Raw genomic sequence first — 23,783 nt, forward strand, 5'->3', positions numbered from 1 at the left:
TGTTCAATGAAAGTCTCGCGAGTTCGGCATGATCCTCACATTCCGCGGATGATGCGCCATCTGGGATGGAGCGACGAGGCGCTGCGCTTCGCGTCCGCTCATCTCGATCAGTGCTGCCGAACGATCCTGCAACTTTGACGCCACCAGATGCACGACCCCTTCGGGGCTGCGCTGGAGGCGACCTTCGATATGGATCAGCCGCGCACCCATCACTTCGCGGCGAAACGCCTTCATGATCTTCGACCAGACGACAATATTGGCGATGCCGGTTTCATCCTCGATGGTGAGAAACACCACGCCCTTGGCGCTGCCGGGGCGCTGGCGCACGGTGACGACGCCCGCCACTTTCATGCGGCGTCCGTCGGCGCCTTCCTGCACCGCACGACAGGTTGAAACGCCTTCCGCCGCCAGACCCTCGCGCAGATATTGCAGCGGATGCCCTTTCAGCGAGAGCCGCGTCGTCTCGTAATCGGCAATCACATGTTCCGACGCGGCCATTTCAGGAAGTTTTGTGCGCGGTTCCTCCGCCAGTTCGCTGGCTGCGGCGGCGCGGAACAGCGGCAGCGTTTCGTCATTGGGCAGACGGCGCACGGCCCACAGTGCTGCGCGGCGGTCGATATCGAGTGAGCCGAAGGCATCGGCGTCTGCCAAAAGCGTGAAGGCGCGCCGGTCGAGCCGGAGCCGTCGATGCATGTCCTCGATGGTACGGTAAGGCTCCTGCCGGCCGGCAATCAGGAGTTCGGTGTCCCGTTTGGAAAACCCGTCGATCTGGCGGAAGCCGAGCCGGAGCGCCGGTCGAATATCGAGCGTATCCTCCAGAATATTATCCCATTGGCTGAAGTTCACATCGACGGGCAGCACCGTCACACCATGTTCGCGGGCATCGCGCACAATCTGGGCGGGCGCATAAAAACCCATGGGCTGGGAATTCAGAAGTGCGGCGGCGAACACTTCCGGATGGTGGCACTTGATCCACGCAGAAATATAGACCAGATGCGCAAAGCTTGCCGCATGACTTTCGGGAAAGCCATATTCGCCGAAACCCTTGATCTGGTTGAAGCAGTTTTCGGCAAAGGTCCGGTCGTAACCACGATTGACCATGCCTTCGATCATCTTTGTCTCCATCGTATGGATGGTGCCCATCTTGCGGAAAGTGGCCATGGCGCGGCGCAACTGGTTGGCCTCATCCGGTGTGAATTTTGCAGCCTCCATGGCAATACGCATCGCCTGTTCCTGAAACAGCGGCACGCCCTTGGTCTTGCCGAGAATTTGTAGCAACTCGTCGGGCGGCCCATATTCCGGCGCTGGCGATGGCAAGGTGCAGGGTTCCTCATTGTTTCGCCGCCGCAGATAGGGATGGACCATGTCACCCTGAATGGGACCGGGCCGCACGATGGCGACCTCGATGACGAGATCATAGAACTCACGCGGGCGCAGGCGCGGCAGCATGTTCATCTGGGCGCGGCTTTCCACCTGAAACACGCCGAGCGAATCCCCCTTGCACAGCATGTCGTACACGGCTTCGTCTTTTTGCTCCACGGTCGCTAGCGTCAGCTTCTTGCCATCATATTTTTCCGGCTTGTGCTGGTGAATGAGATCAAAGGCCTTGCGGATGCAGGTGAGCATGCCGAGCGACAGCACATCGACCTTCATCAGCCCCACCTCGTCGATATCGTCCTTGTCCCATTCGATGAAGGAGCGGTCTTCCATCGCTGCCGGGCCGATGGGCACGGTCTCGTCCAGTCGATCACGGGTCAGAACGAAACCACCGACATGCTGCGACAGGTGGCGCGGAAAGCCGATCAGCGTGATGGCCAGTTCCACCGCGCGTCGGATGATGGGATTGTCGGGGTCAAGCCCCGCCTGTCTGATATGCTGCTTGTCGATGCCGCCGCCCGATATGCCCCAGACCGTATTGGCGAGCGCTGCCGTCACATCCTCAGTCAGCCCCAGCGCCTTGCCGACATCGCGAATGGCGCTGCGGGACCGATAGCTGATGACGGTTGCGACAATGGCCGCACGATCTCTGGAATAGCGCTTATAGACATATTGCATCACCTCTTCGCGCCGTTCATGCTCGAAATCGACGTCGATATCCGGTGGCTCCTTTCGCTCCACCGAAAGAAAGCGCTCGAACAGGAGGTCAACCTGTGTCGGGTCCACACCGGTGACGCCAAGGCAGAAGCAGACGACGGAATTGGCGGCCGAACCACGCCCCTGACACAGAATTTTCTTGGAAATTGCAAACTGCACAATGTCATAGACGGTGAGGAAATAGGCCGCATATTGCAGCTTTTCGATCAGCGCCAGTTCCTTGTGGATCAGCGCCTGTACCTTCGGCGGTATGCTGTTAGCGCCGTAATGACGGGCGGCACCTTCCCAGGTGAGATCATGCAGATGCTGTTGCGGCGTCTTGCCGGGGGGCACCGGCTCGTCGGGATAATCATAGCTCAGTTCGTCGAGCTGGAAGGTGATGGGCGCGACGAAATCGGCGGTCGCTTCGACGGCCTCAGTGTAGTCGCGGAACAGCCGCATCATTTCCTTGGGCGGTTTCAGGTGGCGTTCGGCGTTCTTTTCGAGAAGCTGCCCGGCTGCGAAAACAGTCGTGTGGTGGCGGGTTGCCGTCAGTACGTCCTGAAGCGCGCGGCGGTCGGGATGATGATAAAGCACGTCATTGGTGGCGAGCAGCGGTACATTGGCCTCGGCTGCAAAACGGGCGATACGTTCGGCCCGGCGTGCGTCATGGCCCTGATGCGGCATGGCAAGCGCCAGCCAGACCGAGCCGGGGGCAGCTTGTGCAATCTCCGTCAGGCGTGCGGCAAAATCCGGTCTGTCTTCGTCAGGCGGAAAGACAGCGATCTGGAACTGTCGGGCGCGAAACAGCAGGTCGCTCCATTCGAGATGGCATTCGCCCTTGATGGCGGCGCGTACCTTGCCCTCCGTCAGCAGGCGGCACAATTGCCCATAGGCAGCGCGATCACGCGGATAGACGACCATATTCGGCGTGCCGTCGGTGAAGGACAGGCGACAGCCGATGAAAAGCCGGAAATCGTTCTTGTCGCGAAAATCCTTCCATGCCGCATGTGCCCGCACCACACCGGCCAGCGTGTTGCGGTCGGCAATGCCGATGCCGGACAGGCCAAGCTCATGCGCACGCGCTACCAGTTCCTGCGGATGCGACGCACCGCACAGGAAGGAGAAATTGCTGGCAGCAGCCATTTCAAAATAAGGAGCCATCACGCGAACAGTCCATGCAGAAACCAGCGCGGATGATTGGCGCCGTCATGAAGGCCTTCGCGGAAAATCCAGAAGCGCTGGCCGTTCTCGTCTTCCACCCGGTAATAATCGCGCAGTTCCGGAACCGTGTGACCGATTGCGAGCCACCATTCCGGTTCGATCCTTTCCGGTCCTTCGGCAAGGCGCACATGATGGCGCACCCGCCGCCACAGGAAGAACGAAGGCGGACTGTCAGGCACTTCCGCCACGCTTTCGATCAACTGTGGCGGGCGAAACAGTTTTATGGGGCGCGCAGGTGGGTCGTTGGGAAGCGTCCTGCTGCTTTCATAATAGGCTTCGCCCTTGCCATCCGTGTGAAGGGCAGGGCGCAGGCCGAAGGCCCGTTCAGGAATATGCGTGTTGCGCGAAAAGGAAACGAGAACGCGGTTCTGTCCAAGCCGCGCCGAAAGCCGGTCGACAAGCTGGCTAAACCCCGCTTCATCTTCCTCATGCTGGTCGAGTCCCGTCTGGCGCTGGGCGATTGCCGCGCTGCGCAGCGCTGCCAGCCGGATCATGTCGAAGCCGAAACCGGCATCGAGCGGGTCGATCAAGGCGTTGAGCCTTTCACGCGCAAGGCGCAGGAAAACCTTGTCGTTGCGCAAGGGCTGGCCGGTTTCGATGTGGATATGACGCACTTCGCCATCGACGCGGAAGAAGGAGGCTTCAATCAGAAGCGCGCCTTTGTCCTCCGGTTCAAGCTGCGCAAAAAGCTCCTGCGCCAGCTCCTGCAAGATGCGTTCGACCAGTTCCATTGCGGTAACCGGCTCTGACAGGCGGCGCTCGACGGTACTGAGCGGCATGATGCGCATGGGGGAAATCGGCGCGCGCTCCTGCCGCGCCAGCCGGTCGAGCCTGGTGGCAAGATCGGTGCCGAAGCGGGCGGTGAGGGCAGCGCGCGGAAGCCCCATCACATCGCCGATGCGTTTCAATCCGGCGCGCTTGAGGCCGGTTTCCGCAGCTTGCGTCAGTTCAAGCGCGGAGAGCGGCAGGCGGGGAAGCAAGCGGTCGGCCTCTGTCCTGCTGAAGACGCCGCCCTTCGTTCCCCGTGCCAGAAGCCGCGCGGCAAAACTGTTATCGGCAATCGCCGCCTGTACGCCAAGCCTGGCCCGTTCCAGACGCCGGATTGCATCGGCACGCATGGCGTCGAGCCCGCCAAAAAGATGCGCGCAGCCGGTTATGTCGAGCATCAGCCCATGCGGCTCATCGAAGGCGACAAGCGGCGTGTAGCGTTCGCACCAATGGGCAAGACGCTTGAGCAATGCCGCATCATGTCCCGGTGCTGCCGCTGCCACTTCAAGCCTTTCCACGCGGGCGCGCGCATCCGTTAGCGCCATGCCGGGAAAAAGGCCGAGCTTTGCCGCTCCGGCATCCACTGCTGTCAGGCGCAGCGCATTGGCCGTGCGTTCGGTCACAACCAAAGGCAGGTGCGGTTTACCATCAGGCGGAGTGCTGCTGCGAAGCCGGTCGGTCGGCAGAAACGGAAACCAGAGGGCGAGAAACAGACGTTCTGCCATCCCGTTTTCTTGTACCAAATTCCTGGGTTTCATTGTTCCATTCCATGATCCATTGCCCGCATGTGCCGTGGCGATTGCGTTCCAGAACCGCCGAAAAGACAGGCTTGCCGGGTGCGTTCGCTCCGCTTGAACGGGACGGCGCGGGCGCCACCCGCCAGCGGCTGACGGCCGCGCTCTGCACGCCTGTCCGGTGGCTCCGGAGCAGGATGACGGGCAGTTGCGCGGTTTCTGTTGCCAGAAGCAGACGACGCGAGGCGGTCAGGTCGAGGCATTTCGGCTGGCCTGTCACCGAGGCGACGACACCGGAAACAAGATGCGAAGCCTTGCCGCCGCTTCCGGCTTCCAGCGCATCGTTTGCTGCTTTCAGCACATCCTGTGCCGTGGGGCAGTGCACGATCAGAAGTCGCGACGGATCGATCCCGAAGGCATGAAGTCCCGGCGGATAAAGCCCGCCATATTCACTTGCAGCGCTTTCTTCCTCGATCCAGATAATCGGGCGACGAGGCTCTGCGGCGCGTTCTGCCGCACGGGCGGCAAAGGCGAGCGCAAAGCCGGTCGCGGCCATATGCGCGCCGGGGTTTTCGGCAAAAACCTCATGCAGCGCGTCGCCTGCAAGGCCATGCGGAAAGGCGGCATCCGCCCCGGCAAGGCCGAGCGTGAAACTGCGCGCCCGCCCGAAGCCCGTTTGTCCCTGATTTGCAAAACTGTCTTGCGGATCGTTGCCTTCAATGGTCGTAACCATGCGCCGCAGCGCCGCGATGTCGATGCCGCTCACGTCTAGATTCCATCTTTTGTTCTCTATATGTTCTAGTATTGAATCGAGCGAGGCAAGAGTCAAGCGGGATCAGAAATCAGTCCAGTGGACTGATTTCCTTGCGTAGGCGTTTCACACTTTTCGGGATGCGCTCTATCATCGCGATAGTGGTTTTGGATTAGGCGGCGTCCCTGAAAGGCACGCCTGCCAGTTGCGCCAGATGGCCGGGAAGGTCGGTGCCTGCACCAGCCGCATTGATCGTGTCGAAATAATCATGCCAGCCGGTGGCGGTGATTCCGGCAATCAGCATGTCGAGAGCTGCTTCATCCGGGAAACGCCAGATGGCGAAGAAACTCTGGTTGGGCGCAAAAGACTTTGTCGCGTCGACGGGACCCAATGCCAAAGCCTCGATACCGAGCGCGCCAAGCCCGCCCATACCCGCGCCGACTTTCTCAAAGAAGGACTGCCTGCCTTCAGCATCAAGCGCGTGCCAGCTCGATTTCGGGGAATAAAGCTCGGCGAGGTAATAGGTCATGTCATATCCCTTAGGGTTTCATTGATCTTGAAAGAGCGACCGGCATCGGTGCGGCTCCAGATGCGGCGCAACAAGGTGCTGAGAAGCTGCTGTTCGCCTGACGAGAGATCGCTCATCAGGCTTGCAATCCATGCGGTATGTTGTTCGAAAAGCTGTTGCGCCAGCAGCACCCCTTCGGATGTCAGCCGGACAGTCAGTTTGCGGCGGTCCTCGCTATCCGCGTGACGCTTGAGGAAACCATCGCGCTCCAGCCCGTCCAGCAGGCCGGTGATGGTGGCGCGCGTGACACCTGCGCGTTCTGAAAGCTCGTGCGGCGAGAGGCCGTCGGGCGCATTGTGCAGCAGAAACAGCAGGACGAACTTGCCCTCCGAAAGCTTGTGCGGTGCAAGCCGGTTGGCGCAATCCCGGTCAATGGCCGCAGCAAGCGACAAGACTTCAAAGCAGGTTTTCAGCGCGTCGGTGGACGGGTTGTGCCGGCGTTCCATTTCGCCCAGAAGGGCGTGGTGCTTTTGCTCGATTATTTCCATACGGTGACTTATAGTATGGTGCCATACTAAATGCAAGTGACTTTGATTGCTTGAGCAGGAACAGTGGAGAGCTTGATCGATAGATATATACGGTTTATATATGATCCGTATATGAATTATATAGTCTGGACAATGCTATGGGTATCGTGAAAATTGGCGATGAACTGCATGAGGAACTGCGCAAGGCGAGTGACGTCATGTGCCGTTCGATCAATGCGCAGGCTGAATACTGGATGAAGATCGGCATGCTGGCACAAGCCCATCCCGACCTGTCGTTCAACGAGATCGTGCAGATGCAGTTGCGCACAGCACGGGTCGAGCTGCCGGTTCTGCCCGTTCTTACTGTGCAGTCGTCATGACCAAAACCCCTGCCGAAGTGGAGAAAATGGCGACATCCGGCGCGCTGCTTGCCTCGGTTTTTGCGCTTCTCGACCGCACGCCGCTGGCGGGCATGACCACGATGCAGGTCAATGATCTGGTCGAGGATTATATTACCCGCGAATTGCAGGCGCGGCCTGCCAGCAAGGGGCAATATGACTATCCCTATGTGCTGAACAGCTCGAAGAACGAAGTCGTCTGCCACGGCATGCCGTCGGATGACGAGATCATTAAAAACGGCGAGATCATCAACTTCGATATCACGCTGGAAAAGGACGGCTATATCGCTGATTCCAGCAAGACCTATATGGTCGGTGACGTTGCTCCCTTTGCCTCGCGGCTGGTCCGTGTGACCTATGAGGCCTTGTGGAAGGGGATTGCTGCCGTGCGACCCGGCGCGACGCTGGGCGATATCGGCCATGCCATCGAGCGCCACGCCAAGCGGCATGATTACAGCATCGTGCGGGAATATTGCGGCCACGGTATCGGTCGCGAGATGCATGAGGAACCGCAGATTCTGCATTTCGGCAAGCCGGGCACCGGCGTTCGTCTCCGCGAAGGCATGGTGTTCACCATCGAGCCGATGCTCAATCAGGGAACGGCCAAGGTGAAGACCGAAAAAGACGGCTGGACGGTGGTAACGCGCGACGGAAAACTGTCAGCGCAGTTCGAGCATACGGTCGCAGTCACCGCGAATGGCGTGCGGGTGCTGACCTTGCGTCCCGGCGAGGAAAAGATGCTGGCGGGTATAAAACACGCCGCTTGATCTCATGCGATCCTGCCTGCCATCCAGAGCACAAAGACAATTGTTCCGTTCTAAAGACAAAAGCCCGCCGGAAGGCGGGCTTTTGTCTGGATTGGATATGCTTATTTGCGATCGCGCGCAGCAAGCGTGCGCAGGCGCAGTGCATTGAGCTTGATGAAGCCTGCGGCGTCCTTCTGGTCGTAAGCACCTTGATCGTCTTCGAAGGTGACGAGCTTGTCGGAATAGAGCGACTTCTCCGATTCGCGGCCGATCACCATCACATTGCCCTTGTAGAGCTTGAGCGTGACTTCGCCTTCGACATGGCGCTGGCTGTGATCGATTGCCGCCTGCAGCATTTCGCGTTCCGGCGAGAACCAGAAGCCGTAATAGATCAGTTCCGCATAGCGCGGCATCAGCTCATCTTTCAGGTGCGCCGCACCGCGGTCGAGCGTGATCGATTCGATGGCGCGGTGTGCTGCCAGCAGGATCGTGCCGCCCGGCGTTTCGTAGACGCCGCGCGACTTCATGCCGACGAAGCGGTTTTCCACGAGGTCGAGACGACCGATGCCATTGTCGCGGCCATAGTCGTTGAGCTTGGCAAGAAGCGTCGCAGGCGACAGACGTTCGCCATTGATCGAAACGGCATCACCTTTTTCAAAGCCGATCTTGATGATCGTTGCCTTGTCGGGCGCGGTTTCCGGTGAAATGGTGCGCATATGCACATATTCCGGTGCCTCGACAGCCGGGTCTTCCAGAACCTTGCCCTCGGACGAGGAGTGCAGCAGGTTGGCGTCGACGGAGAATGGCGCTTCGCCCTTCTTGTCTTTCGCAACCGGGATCTGGTGCTGTTCGGCGAATTCGAGCAGATGCGTGCGGCTCTTGAACGACCAGTCGCGCCATGGGGCGATGATCTTGATGTCCGGGTTCAGCGCATAGGCCGAAAGCTCGAAACGAACCTGGTCGTTGCCCTTGCCGGTCGCGCCGTGCGCGATGGCGTCGGCGCCGGTCTTCCTGGCGATTTCGATCAGGTGCTTGGAGATCAGCGGGCGGGCAATCGAGGTGCCGAGCAGATAGACGCCTTCATAGACGGCATTGGCGCGGAACATCGGGAAAACGAAATCGCGCACGAATTCTTCGCGCACGTCCTCGATGAAGATTTCCTTGATGCCCAGCATTTCCGCTTTCTTGCGGGCTGGCTCAAGTTCTTCGCCCTGACCGAGATCGGCAGTGAAGGTCACAACTTCCGCGCCGAGTTCTGTCTGAAGCCACTTCAGGATGATCGAGGTGTCGAGGCCGCCCGAATAGGCGAGAACGACTTTCTTAACGTCTTTCCACTTGCTCATAATAAACTTCCGTCTCATCAGGCGCTCCAGAGCGGCGCCCAAAATTTGTCCGTAGTTCTTTTATCAGTTGCCAAGCCGCGTGCAAGCCGGAGGGCTGCGACTTATCGTGAAAACTGATGCGGATTATACTAGGGCGCTGAGATGCTAACGCATCACGCCCTGAAAATGCTCAGTCGCCGCACGGGCTTAACCAAAACTCGATGAGTCAAGCTCATCGAGTTTTGGTATTACGTGATCTGTGGTTCACCAACTTCATAAACAACGAGATTGCGGTCGCCGATACCAAGTTCAGGCCAGGCCGCACGCCATTCGGCAATATGGGCGGAGGCGAAATGCCGGTCGAGCGAAGCACGGTCGCGCCACATCTCCTTCACATGGATGAGCCCCGGTTCGAGAATATCTGCAGCATAGCCATAGTCCACACAGCCATCCTCCGCCCGGCTGGCCAAGATCATGCGCTGCATGGCCTCGCGCGCCCGGTCAAGATTTTCCGGCGGCAGGCGGACAGTCCCTACGATCAGCAGCATTTCGGCCTCCATTCCACTGTTCCATTTGCATGGAAATTATTCTAGCGTGCGCCATCTCTTGGAGCACATTTCGATGTCTTTTCTGACAAACCTGACCTTCATTCCCGAATGGACGATTTTTGTCCAGTTCGCGATAGCAACCGCGATCCTTTCCATTACCCCCGGTCCTGACATGACGCTTTTCGTCGGGCGCGCCCTGTCCGAAGGCAAGGCCGCAGGCTTTGCCTGCATGGCTGGCGCCAGCACCGGCATCGTCATTCACACAACCATGGTGGCGCTCGGCCTTTCGGCGCTCATTCTGGCGTCTCCTGCAGCCTTTACGGCGCTGAAAGTGGTGGGAGCCGGCTATCTGGTCTGGCTGGCCGTGCAGGCGATCCGCAAGGGATCGGCCTTCTCGCCGGAAAAGAATGGCGGCAAGAAGCATACGCTGTTCCAGAACTGGCTGACCGGTCTTGGCATCAACCTTCTGAACCCGAAGATCATCCTGTTCAACATGACCTTCCTGCCGCAGTTCGTCTCCGCGCATGACCCGCATGCCATGGGCAAATTGTTCTTCCTCGGCCTGTCGTTCATTCCGATGGCGCTGCCCTTTACCATTCCGATGGTGGTGGCGGCAGATCGTTTCGCCGGGCTCCTGAAAAAGAACCCGACCGTGACGCGCATCGTGGACTGGATGTTTGCGGGTGTATTCTCGGCCTTCGCGCTGAAGATCATCACCGCACAGGCGAAATAGAGCATTTCCAGCAAAAGTGCGAAGCGGTTTTGCGTAGGACAATGCGAATGAAAAAGTCATTTCCAGTAAAAGTGCGAAGCGTCTCCGCGGGGAAATCAGTCCACTGGACTGATTTCTGATCCCGCTTCGATGCGTAGGACAATGCGAAAAAGAAGATGGATTTTATTCAGCCGGGCGGGATAAAAGCCGTCCGGCATTGCGCCCTGCCAGCAGCCAGTAGACGAAGCTGCCGACGACGCCGGCGCCTGCAATGGCTGCAATCCAGAGCGAGCTTTCCGGCACGCTCCGGCCATCGCTGAACGGAAGCGATGCGCCTGCGGCGGCAAGCCCGATCAGGGCGCCCGCAACGCAATAGAACAGCGACGATTTGTAACCGCGCGCTTCAGCCAGAATGATAAGGATGAGGGCGGGCACAAAGCTGAATCCGCCAGCCATGACTGCTATGGCAAAACCGCCGACGAAGACGGCGCTCCAGAAGCTGGTGGCTGCAAAGAACGAACCGGCATCCGGGTCGCTTGCCATCATGACGAAATCGTTCATAAAGGAATCGATCCCGAGAGTGCGGAAAAGGATGGCGGCCAGAAACCAGCCTGCCGTCAACACACCGCAGCAATAGCCGAATACCACGATGACGAAGCGCGTTATGTAGTCGAAAGTATCGTTCAAGCGCGCTCACCCATCGGTTTATTCGCCCCGTTATTCGCCATGCCCGGCAATCATCATGGCTTCGAGCGCAAGGCGTTCGCTCTTGCGCATGCGCTCCGATTCCGACTTGAGCTGGCCGCAGGCAGCAAGGATATCGCGACCGCGCGGGGTGCGGATCGGCGATGCGTAACCAGCCGCGTTTACGTAATCGGCAAATTTCTCGATCTGCTCCCATTCCGAGCACTGGTAATTGGTGCCAGGCCACGGGTTGAACGGGATCAGATTGATCTTGGCCGGAATGCCCTGCAAAAGCTTTACCAGCAGCTTGGCATCCTCAAGGCTGTCATTGATGTCTTTCAGCATCACATATTCGAAGGTGATGCGCTTGGCATTGGACAAGCCCGGATATTCGCGGCAGGCCTTGATGAGCTGTTCCAGCGGATACTTCTTGTTGATCGGCACCAGAATGTCGCGCAATTCATCGCGCACGGCGTGCAGCGAAATGGCGAGCATGACGCCGATCTCGTCTCCGGTGCGATAGATTTCCGGCACGACGCCGGAGGTCGAAAGCGTGATGCGGCGCTTGGAAAGGGACAGGCCGTCGCCGTCGGAGGCGATCAGCAGGGCCTTCTTCACTTCCTCGAAATTATAGAGCGGCTCGCCCATGCCCATCATCACGATATTGGTGATCTTGCGGCCCTCGGCGGGCACCATGGCGCCGTCGGGCGTATCCTTGTCCGGGAAATCGCCGAGCCGGTCGCGGGCAGTCAAAAGCTGCGCCAGAATTTCTTCCGACGTCAGATTGCGCACCAGCTTCTGCGTGCCGGTATGGCAAAACGAGCAGGTCAGCGTGCAGCCGACCTGTGAGGAAACGCAAAGCGTGCCGCGGCCTTCTTCGGGAATATAGACGCTTTCGATTTCGACCGGACGGCCGGCACCCCGCGGCGGAAAACGGAACAGCCATTTGCGGGTGCCGTCCTGCGAGATCTGTTCTTCGACCACTTCAGGCCGCGCAATGGTGAAATGCTGCGCCAGCATAGCGCGCAAATCCTTGGAAATATTGCGCATGTCGGCAAAATCGGAAACGCCGCGCACATAGAGCCAATGCCAGAGCTGGCTGATGCGCATCTTCACCTGACGCTCGGGCACGCCGGCCTTGATCAGCGCGTCGGCCATTTCTTCACGCGACATGCCGATGAGCGACGGCTTTGCCTCCAGACTGGCGCGCGCATGGCGGGCAAGCTGGTCGCGCGTATCATCAATGGTAAGGTCGAACGAAATGGACATCTGTTTTCAACTGTTGGAGACGACGGCTGAAGCGCGTCGATAAGCTTCGCCAGATAATCTGGCCCGAATTCATGGATAAATAGGGTCCAGCACTTGGCTTTGCTACCCTGTTGCGCGCGCTCTTAGCACACAATATCGCATTCGTCATCCCACATGAAATCCGGTCTGCTATGCGTATGTGCAGCACAAAAGAAAAAAGCCGGGTTGTGTACCCGGCTTTAAACGACTTCCAATCGCGTGGATTATTTGCACTTCTGGATGGCTTTCAGCGCATCCGAAATACCCTTCAGCGAATAGGTATAGTTGGTCTTGGTGCCGCGCTTCGACTGTGCCTGCACCTTCATTTCCGAACCGCCGCGCATGGCTGCGATGAGCTGCGGCTCTTCCGCCGCATTTTCCATCCAGCCGGACTTGCCGTTGACGAACATGTTGAAGTTGCGGTTGCCGATGGAGACGACGACCTTGGCATTGGTATTGAGGTCGTAACCGGCCATGAATTGCGGTTCGAACGAGATGTTCTGGCCGGGCTTCTGGCTCACGAGGAAGAAGTTGTCACCGTGATCGACAGAGGCCGGAGCCTTCTGGGTCGGTACGGAGAGGACATAGCAGACCTTGCCGTTACCCGACTGATAGCTATAGGCGCCCCAGGCATTGAACTGGCTGATCTGGCTCGGGGTCTGGGCGAGTGCCGAACCCGCCATCCCAATCATGAACACAGAAGCCGCGACGATCGATTTTCCAAGCATTGGTTTTTACCGGTTCTCTTTCGTTTGCTTCAAACTTGAATATCGGGATGCCGCCGTTCATCACGCCGTCCCGCTCAGTTGCCGATTAAATTGCCTTAATCTGGGTTACCAAACGGTGAAGTTTCGAAAGAAAACTTGAATGAGCAGCTAAGTCGCCCCGCCATCCCTTGGTTCCAGTTGAATGAAAAGAAAGCGGCGAGAGTTTGTCTTTGGCGAAGGGAGTAGGGGAATAGGGCAGTATGTTAAAAGGGGAATAAGGGAATAGGGGAGTACGGGAATAGGAAAATAAGGGGAAAAGCGGGCGTAAATGATGCAGGCTTGTCGGAATCACATAGCTGTGATCAGACTCCCTTACTCCCTTACTCCCTTACTCCCTTACTCCCTTACTCCCTTACTCCCTTACTCCCTTACTCCCTTACTCCCTTACTCCCTTACTCCCTTACTCCCTTACTCCCTCATCCTCGAGCGCCTGCCGTGCGGCGAGCCGGTGCGCAGGCGTGATGTGGGCACGAACGGCTGTCAGCGCTGCCATCAGCACGGCAACGTCATCGGTGAAGCCGATACCGGCCAGAATGTCTGGAATGGCGTCGAAGGGCAGGACGAAATAGGCGAGCGCCGCCATCAGCGTCATGCGCACGCGGGTCGGCGTCTTCTGGTCGAGGGCACAATAATAGGCTGCCACCACCTCATCCATGAACGGCACCATGCGACCGGCACGGCGCGCAGCCTTCCAGAATCCGCTCTTCACCCGTTCGCTGCGCTTCTTGAATTCGCTCTCGTTTCCGGGTTCGAGGATTTCACCGATTCTGACGTCATCCATTCTCGTTCAACTCCTGTCGTCCCGCTTCCAATCGTTGAATACGGGTTGTGACCGATAGAAAATGGGGAGTTTGTGCTGTCCTTGCAAGACCATGATGATTCCATCACCCAGGTCACCTGCAAGAAGCATCAGCTACAACGCCCGCATCAAATCCCCAAAATACAGGTTCGACCGGATTGCTCACCAAACGGCTTGGACCGTGCTGGAGCGATGCCGAACGAATGGAGGTTTTGATGCATTTGACCGGCTATGGGGAAAACTTCATCCGCAGCGACCGTTCAACACGGCTGTTTCGTGGCAATCAGGCTGCCGGAAGCGAAGACAATTACATCACCGTCGATCTGTCGGAGGCGGGATGCTACGATGCCGCCGTCTATCTGCGGTTTCTCTTCGGAGCCGGAATTTCGCTCAACACACTACGCGGTACGTCCAGCCAGAACTGGATACCCATCCTGAATTTCAGGGCGGGCGAACAATGGAACGGTTATTCAGCGCTGCCTTTCGGTCAGGCAATCGGCTTTTATGACGTTCAGGCCGGGCATATTTTCCATGCTGCCATTTCGCTTGGCGATGTCCATATCCGCGGCGTCCATGGCGGAAAACTCGGGCAGAGCTGGCAGGATCGCGTTAATCTTACCCGCGTTCTTCCCTATTCCAGCCGTAACCCCGACGGCAGCTTCAACTATGACCGCCGGAAGATTTATGTCTATATTTCAAAGCTCTAAATTCAGGCTATGGCGTTCATCTTGTGCGCAAGCTTGATGTCGAGTTCCGTAATACCGTTCTCGCTATGGGTGGCGAGCGTAACATCGACGCGGTTGTAGACATTGAACCATTCAGGGTGATGATCGAGCTTTTCCGCATGGAGTGCTGCGCGCGCCATGAAACCGAAGGCGGCATTGAAATCCTTGAACTTGAAGCTTTTGGCAATCGCCTCGCGTCCCTCGACCTTCTGCCAGCCATCCAGTTCGGTGAGCGCTTCGTTCAGTTCATTTTCCGTCAGCTGGTTGCGTGCCATCGTCTTTCGCCTATGTTGCGGTTCCTGAACTAACTTATCATGAGCGCGAGAGTTCCGTGATCGTATCTGTAGCCGCACAAGTCCCAGCCAGCATTTTATTTGTTTGCGCAGGCAATATCTGCCGTTCTCCGCTTGCCGAAGGTGTGATGGGCCATGTGCTGGAAAAACGCGGCATTCGCCACGTGCGGGTCGATTCTGCCGGAACCAATGGCTACCATACCGGCGAGGAACCGGATGAACGCTCCATCAGCGTTGCAGCGCGTCATGGTCTTGATATTTCCGCACAGCGCTGCCGCCAGCTCATCGCCGGTGATTTCAGTCGCTTTGACCTGATCCTTGGGATGGACCGTTACAATATGCGGATGATCGCTGAGCGCAGGCCCGCAAATGCAAGCGCGCATATCGGGCTTTTCACCGAGATCGCAGAAGGACGGGCGGTTGAAGTCCCCGATCCCTATTATGGCGGGACCGGGGATTTTGAAAAGGTTTACCGAATGGTTCTGGCAGCTTCCATCGCGCTTGCCGACCAGTTCTGGCCGGAACGGGCAACCAAAGGCCAGGCTTCCTCCACGATGTAAGGTCCGCCACCCACGGAATCACGTGACGACATCAGCACGAACCGTCCCACCTTGAAGGGCAGCGTCGCGAAGTTGCCGCGTGAGGAGAGATAATGCACCACATCCTCGATGCGGGGATTTCTCAACCGCGCCAGTGTCACATGGGGCGTGAACTTGCGCGGATCGGCGGGAATGTGAAGCCGCTGGCAGATACGTTCGATTTCCGCCTGCAAAGCGTTGAGGTCAGGCGAGGGGGATACACCCGCATAGATGCTGTGCGGTTTTTTGGAGCCGAAAGCATTGACACCCGACAGGTTGAGCATGAATTCAGGCCGCCGCACGCGATCAAGCGCATTGGCAACCTCGTCGGCCACGTGGCCTTCCACATCTCCGATAAAACGCAGCGTTATGTGGTAGTTTTCGACATCAATCCAGCGTGCGCCGGGGAGACCGCCTCGCAACAACGAGAGCGAAAGCGCGGCGTCGCGCGGGATTTCGAGGGCAGTGAAAAGACGCGGCATAAGGCATCCTCCTCGAAGCGTTCCATGCCAGAGCGCCGGGCATCCAAAGGATGCGTAAAGGACACTCTAACCTAGAGAGTCAAAGCATCGACCTGTCCGAATTGATTCGGTTAAGTTGATGCAAACTCAGCGAATCAAAGTTTGAGTCCGGGAGCAAGCTGTTTATGCTCCCGACCGGCGTCAGCCTCCCGATGTCCCCTTGTTTTGCATGTTCGTCAGGCTCTTTTCGATAGTAGGCATAAAGTTAGACACCATCGTTTCGACGCCCTTTTCGTTGGGGTGCATTCCGTCCTCGAGCAGAAAATCCTTCTTGGTTGCTACACCGTCGAGGAAAAACGGGTAGAGCGGCACGCCATATTTCTGTGCCAGCGTGGGATAGATCGGGTTGAACCTGGCGGCATAGTCCTTGCCCATGTTGGGAGGAGCCATCATGCCGGCAAGAATGACCGAAATGCCGCGCTGCTTCAGGCGCGCCAGCATCTCGTCGAGATTCTTTTCAGTAATGTCGGGTTCGATGCCGCGCAGCGCGTCATTCGCCCCCAGTTCAAGGATCACGAGATCGGTGCCATCGGGAACGGACCAGTCGATGCGCGAAAGCCCGCCCGTGGTCGTGTCGCCCGATACGCCCGCATTCTCGATCGAAACCTCGATACCCTTGTCGTTGAGTGCCTTTTCAAGCTGCTGCGGAAAGGCGGCATTGGACGGCAGCAGATAGCCCGCCATCAGGCTGTCGCCGAAGCCGACGATCTTGACCTGTGAAAGCTGCTCGGTCGGCAGTGCGTCTTCGAGGCCGGTCGGATCTTCCTGCGCGCTTGCCGCAATGATGGGGCTTGCCGCCATAAAAGACGCAATCGCCGCAAAAATCGGAAGCCATGCCGGAATTGAGAGTTTGAAACGCATCGTCGAAAACCCATATTTGAGGGGCTGTGGGCAAATGGCCCGCCGGACTTCTCTTCAATAATTGGCGCAACATAAGTTCAAATTTGTGGCGCGCTGTTTGGTTCTAAAGATTCATATAGGATAAAAACCGCGTGACGGAACAGGTTGTTGGCCCGATTATCGAACTTGAGAACGTTCATCTAACCCTTGGTCACGCCGCCTCATCGGTGCATGTGCTGAAGGGCGTTTCCCTTCATATATCGCAGGGACAGTCGGTTGGCATCGTTGGTCCGTCCGGTTCCGGCAAGTCGACGCTGCTGATGGTTCTGGCTGGTCTCGAGCATGTCGATAACGGAACTGTGAAGATTGCCGGAGAGACGATCAGCCAGATGAGCGAAGATCAGGCTGCCGCTTTCCGTGGTGCCAATATCGGCATCGTGTTCCAGTCCTTTCACCTCATTCCCAACATGACTGCGCTCGAAAATGTCGCCGTGCCGCTGGAGCTGGCCGGGCGCAGAGATGCTTTTGATGTGGCCGAACGCGAATTGCGCGCCGTTGGCCTTGGCGAGCGGCTCACCCATTATCCATCGGAACTTTCCGGTGGCGAACAGCAGCGCGTTGCGATTGCGCGCGCACTCGCGCCAAGCCCGAAAATCCTGATCGCGGATGAGCCGACCGGCAATCTCGACACCACGACGGGGCGCCAGATTGCCGATCTTCTGTTCGCCAAGCAGCGCGAAAACGGCTTGACCATGGTGCTTGTCACCCATGACCCGGCGCTTGCGGCGCGCTGCGACATCGAAATCCCGGTGCGCTCTGGCCGGATCGAAGAGCCTGCACCGGGCGCCTCCGTTCTCGAACCGCTGGCGGCTGGCGCATGAGTGCGGCAAAGTCGTTCTCGCTTGCTCTCCGCTTTGCGCTGCGTGAAATGCGCGGCGGCCTGTCCGGTTTCTATATTTTCCTCGCCTGTATCGCGCTTGGCGTTGCCGCAATCGGCGGCGTCAATTCGGTGGCGCGGTCGGTTAGCACCGGCATCGCTTCGGAAGGTCAGAGCATTCTCGGCGGCGATGTCAGCTTTGCGCTCAATCAGAGGGAAGTGACGGCGGAAGAGCGCGCCTTCATCGAAAAGCAGGGCAGAATGGCGGAAAGCGCAACCATGCGCTCCATGGCGCGCATGCCCGATGGCTCCGACCAGTCGCTGGTCGAGGTGAAGGCTGTCGACGCTGCCTATCCGCTTTACGGCGAACTGAAGGCCCAGCCGCAGCAATCGCTCGCTGACATGACCCGTGAGAAAGGCGGCATTTATGGTGCTGCCGTCAGTCAGGATTTCCTCAATCGCATGGACCTGTCGCTGGGTGCAAAAGTTCTGCTCGGTTCGCAGACGTTTGAGCTGCGCGGCCTGATCGAGAGCGAGCCGGACCTGCTTTCCTCGGGTTTCAATTTTGCGCCGCGCTTTCTGGTTTCGCTGGATGGCCTGCGCGCTTCCGGTCTCATTCAACCGGGTAGCCTTGTCGATCATATCTACAAGGTTGCGCTTCCTGACGGCGCGCCGGATGCAGCAATTGCCGAAGTCAGGCGGCAGGCTGCTGCCGATTTCCCCGATGCAGGCTGGAACATTCGCTCCCGCGCCAATGCCGCTCCGGCGCTGAGCGCCAATATCGAGCGCTTCTCGCAATTCCTGACACTGGTGGGGCTGACAGCACTGATCGTCGGCGGTGTCGGCGTCGCCAATGCGGTGCGCGCCTATCTTGACGGCAAGCGCGGCGTGATCGCCACCTTCAAGTCGCTCGGCGCGCCTGCGCGCTTCGCCGTGCTGGTCTATCTCGTGCAGATCATGGTGATCGGCCTGATCGGCATTGTTCTCGGGCTGATACTGGCGGCGATTATCCCCTATGCCGCTGCCATGGCGCTTGCCAATTATCTGCCGGTCGCCGGTGGCGGCGGTTTCTTCCCCGGTGCGCTGGCACTTGCCGCCGTCTTCGGGCTCATTACCACGCTTGCTTTTGCCATCATTCCGCTTGGCAGGGCGCGGGATATTCCGGCGACGGCGCTTTTCCGCGAGCAGGGTTTTGAGCAGCGTGGCCTGCCACCGCTGCTTTACCTTGGATTGGCGGTTCTGCTGATTGCAGCTCTCGCCGGGCTGGCGCTTTACGTCGCCTATGATCGACGCATCGCCGCCATCTTCATCGTCTCGGCCATCGCGGCTTTCGGCGTGCTGCGGCTTGTCGCCGACGGTATCCGCTGGCTTGCCCGCCGGGTTCCGCGCGTGCGTTCGACAGCACTTCGGCTCGCAGTCGGCAACATCCATCGTCCCGGCGCGCTCACGCCCTCCGTGGTGCTTTCGCTTGGCCTTGGCCTGACGCTGATGGTGGCAATCGCGCTGATCGACGGCAACTTGCGCCGCCAGGTGACGGAAAACATCCCGGCGCAGGCGCCCGATTTCTTCTTCGTCGATATTCAGAACCGCGACATCGGTGATTTCACCAAGCTGGTCAGCGGCATCGTGCCTGATGGCAAGCTCACTTCCGGTCCGATGCTGCGCGGACGCATCGTTGCCTTCAATGGCACCAATGTGCGCGATATGACCATCCCGCCGGAAGCAGCCTGGGTGCTGCGCGGCGACCGCGGCATAACCTTTTCCGATACGGTTCCCGAAAACTCGACGCTGACGGAAGGCGAATGGTGGCCAGCCGATTATAGCGGCGAACCGCTGGTGTCCTTCGCGGAGCGTGAAGGCAAGGAACTGGGCCTGAAGCTGGGCGACACGGTGACGGTCAATGTGCTTGGCCGCAACATCAATGCGAAGATCGCAAGCTTCCGGCAGGTTCAATGGGAAACGCTTGCGATGAACTTCGTCATGGTGTTTTCGCCCAATACCTTTGCCGGTGCGCCAGCGACGTGGCTGGCGACGCTCACCATTCCAGACAGCCAGAAGAACCTTGCGCCTGATGTGCTGCGGCAGGTCACAAAGACATGGCCCGCTGTCACGACTGTCAGTGTGACCGATGCGCTCAATGTCGCGAATGATCTCATCAGCCAGCTTGCAACCGCCATCCGTGCCGCTGCCTCCATCGCGCTCGCCGCTTCGGTTCTGGTACTGGGTGGAGCGCTCGCAGCCGGTAACCGTGCCCGCGTTCACGACGCAGTGGTGCTGAAGACGCTGGGCGCCACGCGCGGCACGCTGATTACGGCCTATGTGCTTGAATATATGCTGCTCGGGCTTGCAACGGCGCTCTTCGCACTCGTCGCCGGCAGCGCGGCTGGCTGGTATGTCGTGGTCGAAATCATGAAGCTGAAAGCAAGCTTCCTGCCCGATGTCGCGCTGATGACCGTTGCCATAGCGCTGGTGCTGACTGTCGGTTTCGGCCTGGCGGGGACATGGCGCGTTCTCGGCCAGAAGCCCGCACAGGTGCTCAGAACCATATGAACGATTTGCAATACGGAAGGGTGAGAAAACGTAAGCCGTTGGATATTATGGATAATGCGTTTGCGCGTCCGCACGGCTGCATCACGTTTTTTTACAGGTGGTACTTGTACGCGAAGGCCGAAATCCCCATAATGTCAGGCAGGCATGCTGGGGTCCCGCCAGCGGCGCCTGGCGGCGGCTCGGTCTTTTGAGCGCCCCGACACCGGACGGGACATGGCAAGAGGATTTAAGTCATGGCTGACTTTCGCAATATTCAGGCACAGCAGAGGCCGGTAGGCGGCGCTCGTGCTGATGCGGGCATCGATCAGGGCCTGCGCAGCTATATGCTTGGCGTTTATAACATGATGGCTATCGGCTTGGCCGTTACCGGCCTTGCCGCATTTGCCGTTGCAGCACTCGCAACGACCACGGACCCGTCCGCAGCCGTCGCGCAGCTTGCTAACGGCAAGATGCTCACCGGTCTCGGTGTGGCGCTCTACACGTCCCCGCTTCGCTGGGTTGTGATGCTTGCGCCGCTCGCGGCAGTGTTCTTCCTGAGCTTCCGCATCGAGCGCCTTTCGGTCTCGACCGCTAACGCCGTCTTCTGGGGCTATGCAGCTCTCGTCGGCCTGTCGCTGTCGTCGATCTTCCTGGTCTTCACCGGCCAGAGCATCGTCCGCACCTTCTTCGTGACGGCTGCCTCCTTCGGCGCGCTGTCGCTCTACGGTTACACGACCAAGCGCGACCTGTCCGCCATGGGCTCGTTCCTGATCATGGGCCTGTTCGGCCTCATTATCGCATCGGTCGTCAACATCTTCCTCGGCTCCACCGCGCTGCAGTTCGCGATCTCGGTGATCGGCGTTCTGATCTTCGCAGGCCTCACCGCCTACGACACGCAGTCGATCAAGGAAATGTACTACGAAGGCGATTCTTCGGATGCGCATGGCCGCAAGGTCGTCATGGGCGCGCTGCGTCTCTATCTCGACTTCATCAACATGTTCACCTTCCTGCTGCAGTTCATGGGCAACCGCGACTAATTGGCAGAAGAGCGACTGAATAAAAGGGCAGCGGAAACGCTGCCCTTTTTGCTTTTGTCCATATGATTACTGATGCATGGTGGAAGCCTTATCAAAACACTTTACTCCGGTTCCTCCCATGCCCGTCATTCGTGATTTTCAGCCTGCCGATATCGAAACGATCACCGCAATCTATACGGAAGCCGTTCTGACCGGCGCCGGCTCCTATGAGATCGAGCCACCGACAATGGACGAAATGGTGAAGCGTTTTGAAGCATTCGTGGAACAGGGCTTTCCGATCCTCGTCGCGGAGGAGGACGGCAGGGTTCTGGGCTATGCCTATGCGAGTTATTTCCGCGTCAGGCCTGCCTATCGCTGGCTTGCGGAGGATTCGATCTATATCGCTCCGGATGCGAAGGGAAAGGGCATCGGCAAGCTCCTCCTGCGCGAACTTATCGAGCGTATTTCCGCATTGGGGTTCCGGCAATTGCTTGCGGTGATCGGCGATGGCGAACACAATATCGGTTCGGTCAAGCTGCATGAGAGCCTTGGTTTCACCCATTGCGGACGTATCGAGGGCTCCGGCTTCAAGCACGGGCGCTGGCTGGACACGGTGCTGATGCAGCTGCCGCTCAATGGCGGGCGTTCAATCGAGCCGGGTACGCCGCCGCTTTCATAAATCATCTTTCTGCTGATTGCCCGTGCGCCTGATTCCTCGACCCTTCGAGACGCCGTTTTCAACGACTTCTCAGGATGAGGGGAGTCTAATCTGCAAGGTTTAATTCCGCCACAACGCCCTCACCCTGCGCTTGTCGAAGGGTCGGTTTGGAAAATTGGGTTGTCAAATATCCCTATATGAAGGATCAGCTTTTCACGAGCTTGAGGCTCTTGTCGAACACGCGCAACACCCGTTCCAGCTCGTGGCCGCGCTTCATGATAAGCCCGCTTGCAGCAATGACCGAATAGGCACCCTGCTTGTGCGCCAGCTTCGGATTTTTCTCGATACGAAAAAGCGGTATCTCGCTTGCCCGACGAAAGATGGAGAACACGGCGCGGTCGGCCAGATGATCGATGGCATAATCGCGCCACGTGCCGGAGGCGACCATGCGGCCGTAAATGTTCAGGATTTTTCCGAGTTCATGCCGGTTGAAACTGACGGGAGCAGATCGCGCACGGTCGAGAGGAACGACCTTTGGCGAAGCAGACGAGGGAGAAGGGGATGACAAATCCTCATTCGCTGCGCTTGACGTATCCATTTCCTTCCTTTCAGCCTTTTGCAGAGCACGGACCGAAAATCGGGCAGGCTCATAAACAAACTGCGCGCAGCCGGTTTGGATATTCGGCAATGGCGAAGAAGCGAACCGAACCGGCGCATGACAACAGGGTGATGCTTTTGTGAAGCAATTTCAAGGGGAGGCTTTTGCGGGCTCGCTTTCGCCACCAATTATTCACCGGGAAAAGACCCAATAAATAGGGGTTAAAGGCTCTATATTAGTTATTCACGAAAAGAGAATGCCTGTTTGCAATGGTGATTGTCGGCCACATTTTCGCCTTGTCAGCTTCGCATTCCAGCCTGATTATGGCTTCAGCATCTACACGTTGCCTGAGACGGTTCGGTTCGGGTATGTCCGACCCCAAGCCCCCCGCCCAAAGGACTGCCCGAGCCGAACCAACCTTCTCCAGCCTCCGCTGAACCAAGTTGCAACACGCGCCCAGGTGCCCGACGCTACATCAGCCCAAAATGAAAAATCTGTTCGATCTGATCGAAGCGCATTTCTCGCTGTAAATCACGCGGGAGCTGTGAGGATCGCAGAAAGCTCAGAGGCCGATCGGCTTCTTCTGCTTGAACATGGCAGCGCCATGGATGGGCCCGAGCGAATTGTCGTCGCGCGTTTCCTGCAGCACCACGGCACAGCCCGAAACATCCTTGCGTTTCAGTTCAGAAGCCGGGATTTCGATCTTCAGCGGCTTGCCATCCCACATGCCAATCGTATTCGTATCGCGAACCGTATTGCGATAGGTGACAGCCTGACCGGCATTTTCACCCTCGGTGATCGGAATGGTCACGGAATCGCGGAAATAGAACAGGACCACATGCACGGGCGCTTCCGGCTTCTTGCCTGCGCCAATTTCGATGGACAGGCGCCCGTCATCAAGCTGTGTGATCGAAACCGGCACGTCCAGCTTGTTGGCTGCAATCTGTGCCTTAACGGCTTCCCTGTCGCGACCGTTGACTTCCACCGTGCCATTGATGATGGCTTGCGGCGTATAGATCATGCGCGCATTGAAAGAATTGCGATAGGCGTTCTGCCGGTCGGTGTTCTCCTGGGTGGCAAGCGTGTCGCGCCATCCCATATAATCCCAGTAATTGACGTGGAACGACAGCGCCAGAACATTGGGATCGTCGGCATATTTCGCGAAATTCTGGTCAGCCTGAGGGCAGGACTTGCAGCCCTGGCTGGTGTAGAGCTCCAGAACGGCGGTCTTCTTGTTGCTGTCCTGTGCCTTGGCCTGTCCCTGCATGGAGATGCAGCCGGTGAATGCCAGCCCCAGAAC

The 23,783-nt window shown here is 58.3% G+C and carries 25 protein-coding genes; 9 read left to right on the forward strand and 16 right to left on the reverse strand.

Annotated features, from left to right (window positions below; translation table 11 throughout):
* Window positions 1–3: 3 nt before the first annotated feature.
* The 5 genes from F9K94_RS11815 to F9K94_RS11835 all read right to left on the reverse strand — a co-directional run bounded on the left by F9K94_RS11815 (window position 4) and on the right by F9K94_RS11835 (window position 6,606).
* Window positions 4–3,237, reverse strand: a complete 3,234-nt coding sequence (locus F9K94_RS11815) for an error-prone DNA polymerase (RefSeq protein WP_151645804.1) — start codon at window positions 3,235–3,237, stop codon at window positions 4–6.
* Window positions 3,237–4,778, reverse strand: a complete 1,542-nt coding sequence (locus F9K94_RS11820) for a Y-family DNA polymerase (protein WP_151646422.1) — start codon at window positions 4,776–4,778, stop codon at window positions 3,237–3,239. Before F9K94_RS11820 ends, F9K94_RS11815 begins: the two co-directional genes overlap by 1 nt.
* Entirely contained in the window at window positions 4,714–5,565 is an 852-nt protein-coding gene (locus F9K94_RS11825; RefSeq protein WP_151645806.1) for an ImuA family protein, read from the reverse strand. Before F9K94_RS11825 ends, F9K94_RS11820 begins: the two co-directional genes overlap by 65 nt.
* A gap of 157 nt (window positions 5,566–5,722) precedes the next feature.
* Window positions 5,723–6,079, reverse strand: a complete 357-nt coding sequence (locus F9K94_RS11830) for a DUF6616 family protein (RefSeq protein WP_151645808.1) — start codon at window positions 6,077–6,079, stop codon at window positions 5,723–5,725.
* Entirely contained in the window at window positions 6,076–6,606 is a 531-nt protein-coding gene (locus F9K94_RS11835) for a MarR family winged helix-turn-helix transcriptional regulator (RefSeq protein ID WP_151645810.1), read from the reverse strand. Before F9K94_RS11835 ends, F9K94_RS11830 begins: the two co-directional genes overlap by 4 nt.
* Window positions 6,607–6,743: 137 nt before the next feature.
* Here F9K94_RS11835 and F9K94_RS11840 point away from each other — a divergent pair, with 137 nt between their 5' ends.
* Together F9K94_RS11840 and map are read left to right on the forward strand one after the other, a co-directional pair.
* Complete coding sequence (locus tag F9K94_RS11840) at window positions 6,744–6,965, forward strand: ParD-like family protein (protein WP_151645812.1); 222 nt, start codon at window positions 6,744–6,746, stop codon at window positions 6,963–6,965.
* The gene (map, locus tag F9K94_RS11845; RefSeq protein ID WP_151645814.1) at window positions 6,962–7,750 is read left to right on the forward strand and encodes a type I methionyl aminopeptidase; all 789 of its coding nucleotides are present in this window, start codon (window positions 6,962–6,964) and stop codon (window positions 7,748–7,750) included. Before F9K94_RS11840 ends, map begins: the two co-directional genes overlap by 4 nt.
* Before the next feature lie 101 nt (window positions 7,751–7,851).
* Here map and F9K94_RS11850 read toward each other — a convergent pair whose 3' ends face one another.
* Window positions 7,852–9,072 carry an argininosuccinate synthase gene (locus F9K94_RS11850; protein ID WP_151645816.1) on the reverse strand — a complete coding sequence of 407 codons (1,221 nt, stop codon included), beginning with the start codon at window positions 9,070–9,072 and terminating at the stop codon, window positions 7,852–7,854.
* Between the two features lie 227 nt (window positions 9,073–9,299).
* Window positions 9,300–9,599 carry a putative quinol monooxygenase gene (locus F9K94_RS11855; RefSeq protein WP_125300505.1) on the reverse strand — a complete coding sequence of 100 codons (300 nt, stop codon included), beginning with the start codon at window positions 9,597–9,599 and terminating at the stop codon, window positions 9,300–9,302.
* A gap of 73 nt (window positions 9,600–9,672) precedes the next feature.
* On the opposite strand from F9K94_RS11855, the gene F9K94_RS11860 reads away from it, so the two are divergent.
* A complete protein-coding gene (locus F9K94_RS11860) occupies window positions 9,673–10,332 on the forward strand; it encodes a LysE family translocator (protein WP_010657892.1) in 660 nt (219 codons plus the stop codon).
* Between the two features lie 162 nt (window positions 10,333–10,494).
* Here the strand turns inward: F9K94_RS11860 and F9K94_RS11865 are convergent, their stop codons facing one another.
* The 4 genes from F9K94_RS11865 to F9K94_RS11885 all read right to left on the reverse strand — a co-directional run bounded on the left by F9K94_RS11865 (window position 10,495) and on the right by F9K94_RS11885 (window position 13,830).
* Entirely contained in the window at window positions 10,495–10,998 is a 504-nt protein-coding gene (locus F9K94_RS11865; protein ID WP_151645818.1) for a hypothetical protein, read from the reverse strand.
* 30 nt (window positions 10,999–11,028) lie between these two features.
* On the reverse strand, window positions 11,029–12,264 hold the full coding sequence (rlmN, locus tag F9K94_RS11870) for a 23S rRNA (adenine(2503)-C(2))-methyltransferase RlmN (protein WP_061344770.1): 1,236 nt from the start codon (window positions 12,262–12,264) through the stop codon (window positions 11,029–11,031).
* 242 nt (window positions 12,265–12,506) lie between these two features.
* Window positions 12,507–13,010 carry an invasion associated locus B family protein gene (locus tag F9K94_RS11880; protein WP_151556589.1) on the reverse strand — a complete coding sequence of 168 codons (504 nt, stop codon included), beginning with the start codon at window positions 13,008–13,010 and terminating at the stop codon, window positions 12,507–12,509.
* A gap of 439 nt (window positions 13,011–13,449) precedes the next feature.
* Window positions 13,450–13,830 (reverse strand): YkvA family protein, encoded by a 381-nt coding sequence (locus F9K94_RS11885; RefSeq protein WP_151645820.1) that lies wholly within the window; start codon window positions 13,828–13,830, stop codon window positions 13,450–13,452.
* A 233-nt stretch (window positions 13,831–14,063) separates the two neighbouring features.
* Between F9K94_RS11885 and F9K94_RS11890 the strand changes: the two genes are divergently transcribed.
* A complete protein-coding gene (locus F9K94_RS11890; protein ID WP_235920613.1) occupies window positions 14,064–14,555 on the forward strand; it encodes a hypothetical protein in 492 nt (163 codons plus the stop codon).
* A 2-nt stretch (window positions 14,556–14,557) separates the two neighbouring features.
* On the opposite strand, the gene F9K94_RS11895 is transcribed toward F9K94_RS11890, so the two are convergent.
* Window positions 14,558–14,848, reverse strand: a complete 291-nt coding sequence (locus F9K94_RS11895; protein ID WP_151645824.1) for a 4a-hydroxytetrahydrobiopterin dehydratase — start codon at window positions 14,846–14,848, stop codon at window positions 14,558–14,560.
* 56 nt (window positions 14,849–14,904) lie between these two features.
* Between F9K94_RS11895 and F9K94_RS11900 the strand changes: the two genes are divergently transcribed.
* On the forward strand, window positions 14,905–15,426 hold the full coding sequence (locus tag F9K94_RS11900) for a low molecular weight protein-tyrosine-phosphatase (RefSeq protein WP_151645826.1): 522 nt from the start codon (window positions 14,905–14,907) through the stop codon (window positions 15,424–15,426).
* On the opposite strand, the gene thpR is transcribed toward F9K94_RS11900, so the two are convergent.
* Complete coding sequence (gene thpR, locus F9K94_RS11905) at window positions 15,336–15,926, reverse strand: RNA 2',3'-cyclic phosphodiesterase (protein WP_061344775.1); 591 nt, start codon at window positions 15,924–15,926, stop codon at window positions 15,336–15,338. The two genes, F9K94_RS11900 and thpR, sit on opposite strands and share 91 nt — an antisense overlap.
* A 180-nt stretch (window positions 15,927–16,106) precedes the next feature.
* Window positions 16,107–16,826, reverse strand: coding sequence for an arylesterase (locus F9K94_RS11910; RefSeq protein WP_151645828.1), 720 nt, complete (start codon window positions 16,824–16,826; stop codon window positions 16,107–16,109).
* Between the two features lie 131 nt (window positions 16,827–16,957).
* On the opposite strand from F9K94_RS11910, the gene F9K94_RS11915 reads away from it, so the two are divergent.
* The 4 genes from F9K94_RS11915 to F9K94_RS11930 all read left to right on the forward strand — a co-directional run bounded on the left by F9K94_RS11915 (window position 16,958) and on the right by F9K94_RS11930 (window position 21,906).
* Window positions 16,958–17,686 carry an ABC transporter ATP-binding protein gene (locus F9K94_RS11915; protein WP_151645830.1) on the forward strand — a complete coding sequence of 243 codons (729 nt, stop codon included), beginning with the start codon at window positions 16,958–16,960 and terminating at the stop codon, window positions 17,684–17,686.
* Window positions 17,683–20,232 carry an ABC transporter permease gene (locus F9K94_RS11920; RefSeq protein WP_151645832.1) on the forward strand — a complete coding sequence of 850 codons (2,550 nt, stop codon included), beginning with the start codon at window positions 17,683–17,685 and terminating at the stop codon, window positions 20,230–20,232. The genes F9K94_RS11915 and F9K94_RS11920 overlap by 4 nt, the downstream gene beginning before the upstream one ends.
* 233 nt (window positions 20,233–20,465) lie before the next feature.
* Window positions 20,466–21,248: a Bax inhibitor-1/YccA family protein gene (locus F9K94_RS11925; RefSeq protein WP_151645834.1), complete on the forward strand. Its 783-nt coding sequence runs from the start codon at window positions 20,466–20,468 to the stop codon at window positions 21,246–21,248.
* 118 nt (window positions 21,249–21,366) lie between these two features.
* Complete coding sequence (locus F9K94_RS11930) at window positions 21,367–21,906, forward strand: GNAT family N-acetyltransferase (RefSeq protein ID WP_151645836.1); 540 nt, start codon at window positions 21,367–21,369, stop codon at window positions 21,904–21,906.
* Window positions 21,907–22,090: 184 nt separating this feature from the next.
* On the opposite strand, the gene F9K94_RS11935 is transcribed toward F9K94_RS11930, so the two are convergent.
* Window positions 22,091–22,483, reverse strand: a complete 393-nt coding sequence (locus tag F9K94_RS11935) for a DUF2794 domain-containing protein (protein ID WP_061344781.1) — start codon at window positions 22,481–22,483, stop codon at window positions 22,091–22,093.
* A 562-nt stretch (window positions 22,484–23,045) separates the two neighbouring features.
* Window positions 23,046–23,780, reverse strand: coding sequence for a DUF1223 domain-containing protein (locus F9K94_RS11940; protein WP_061345222.1), 735 nt, complete (start codon window positions 23,778–23,780; stop codon window positions 23,046–23,048).
* Window positions 23,781–23,783 lie beyond the last annotated feature (3 nt).

Origin of the sequence: Brucella tritici (assembly GCF_008932285.1) — a bacterium.
Lineage (GTDB): Bacteria > Pseudomonadota > Alphaproteobacteria > Rhizobiales > Rhizobiaceae > Brucella > Brucella tritici.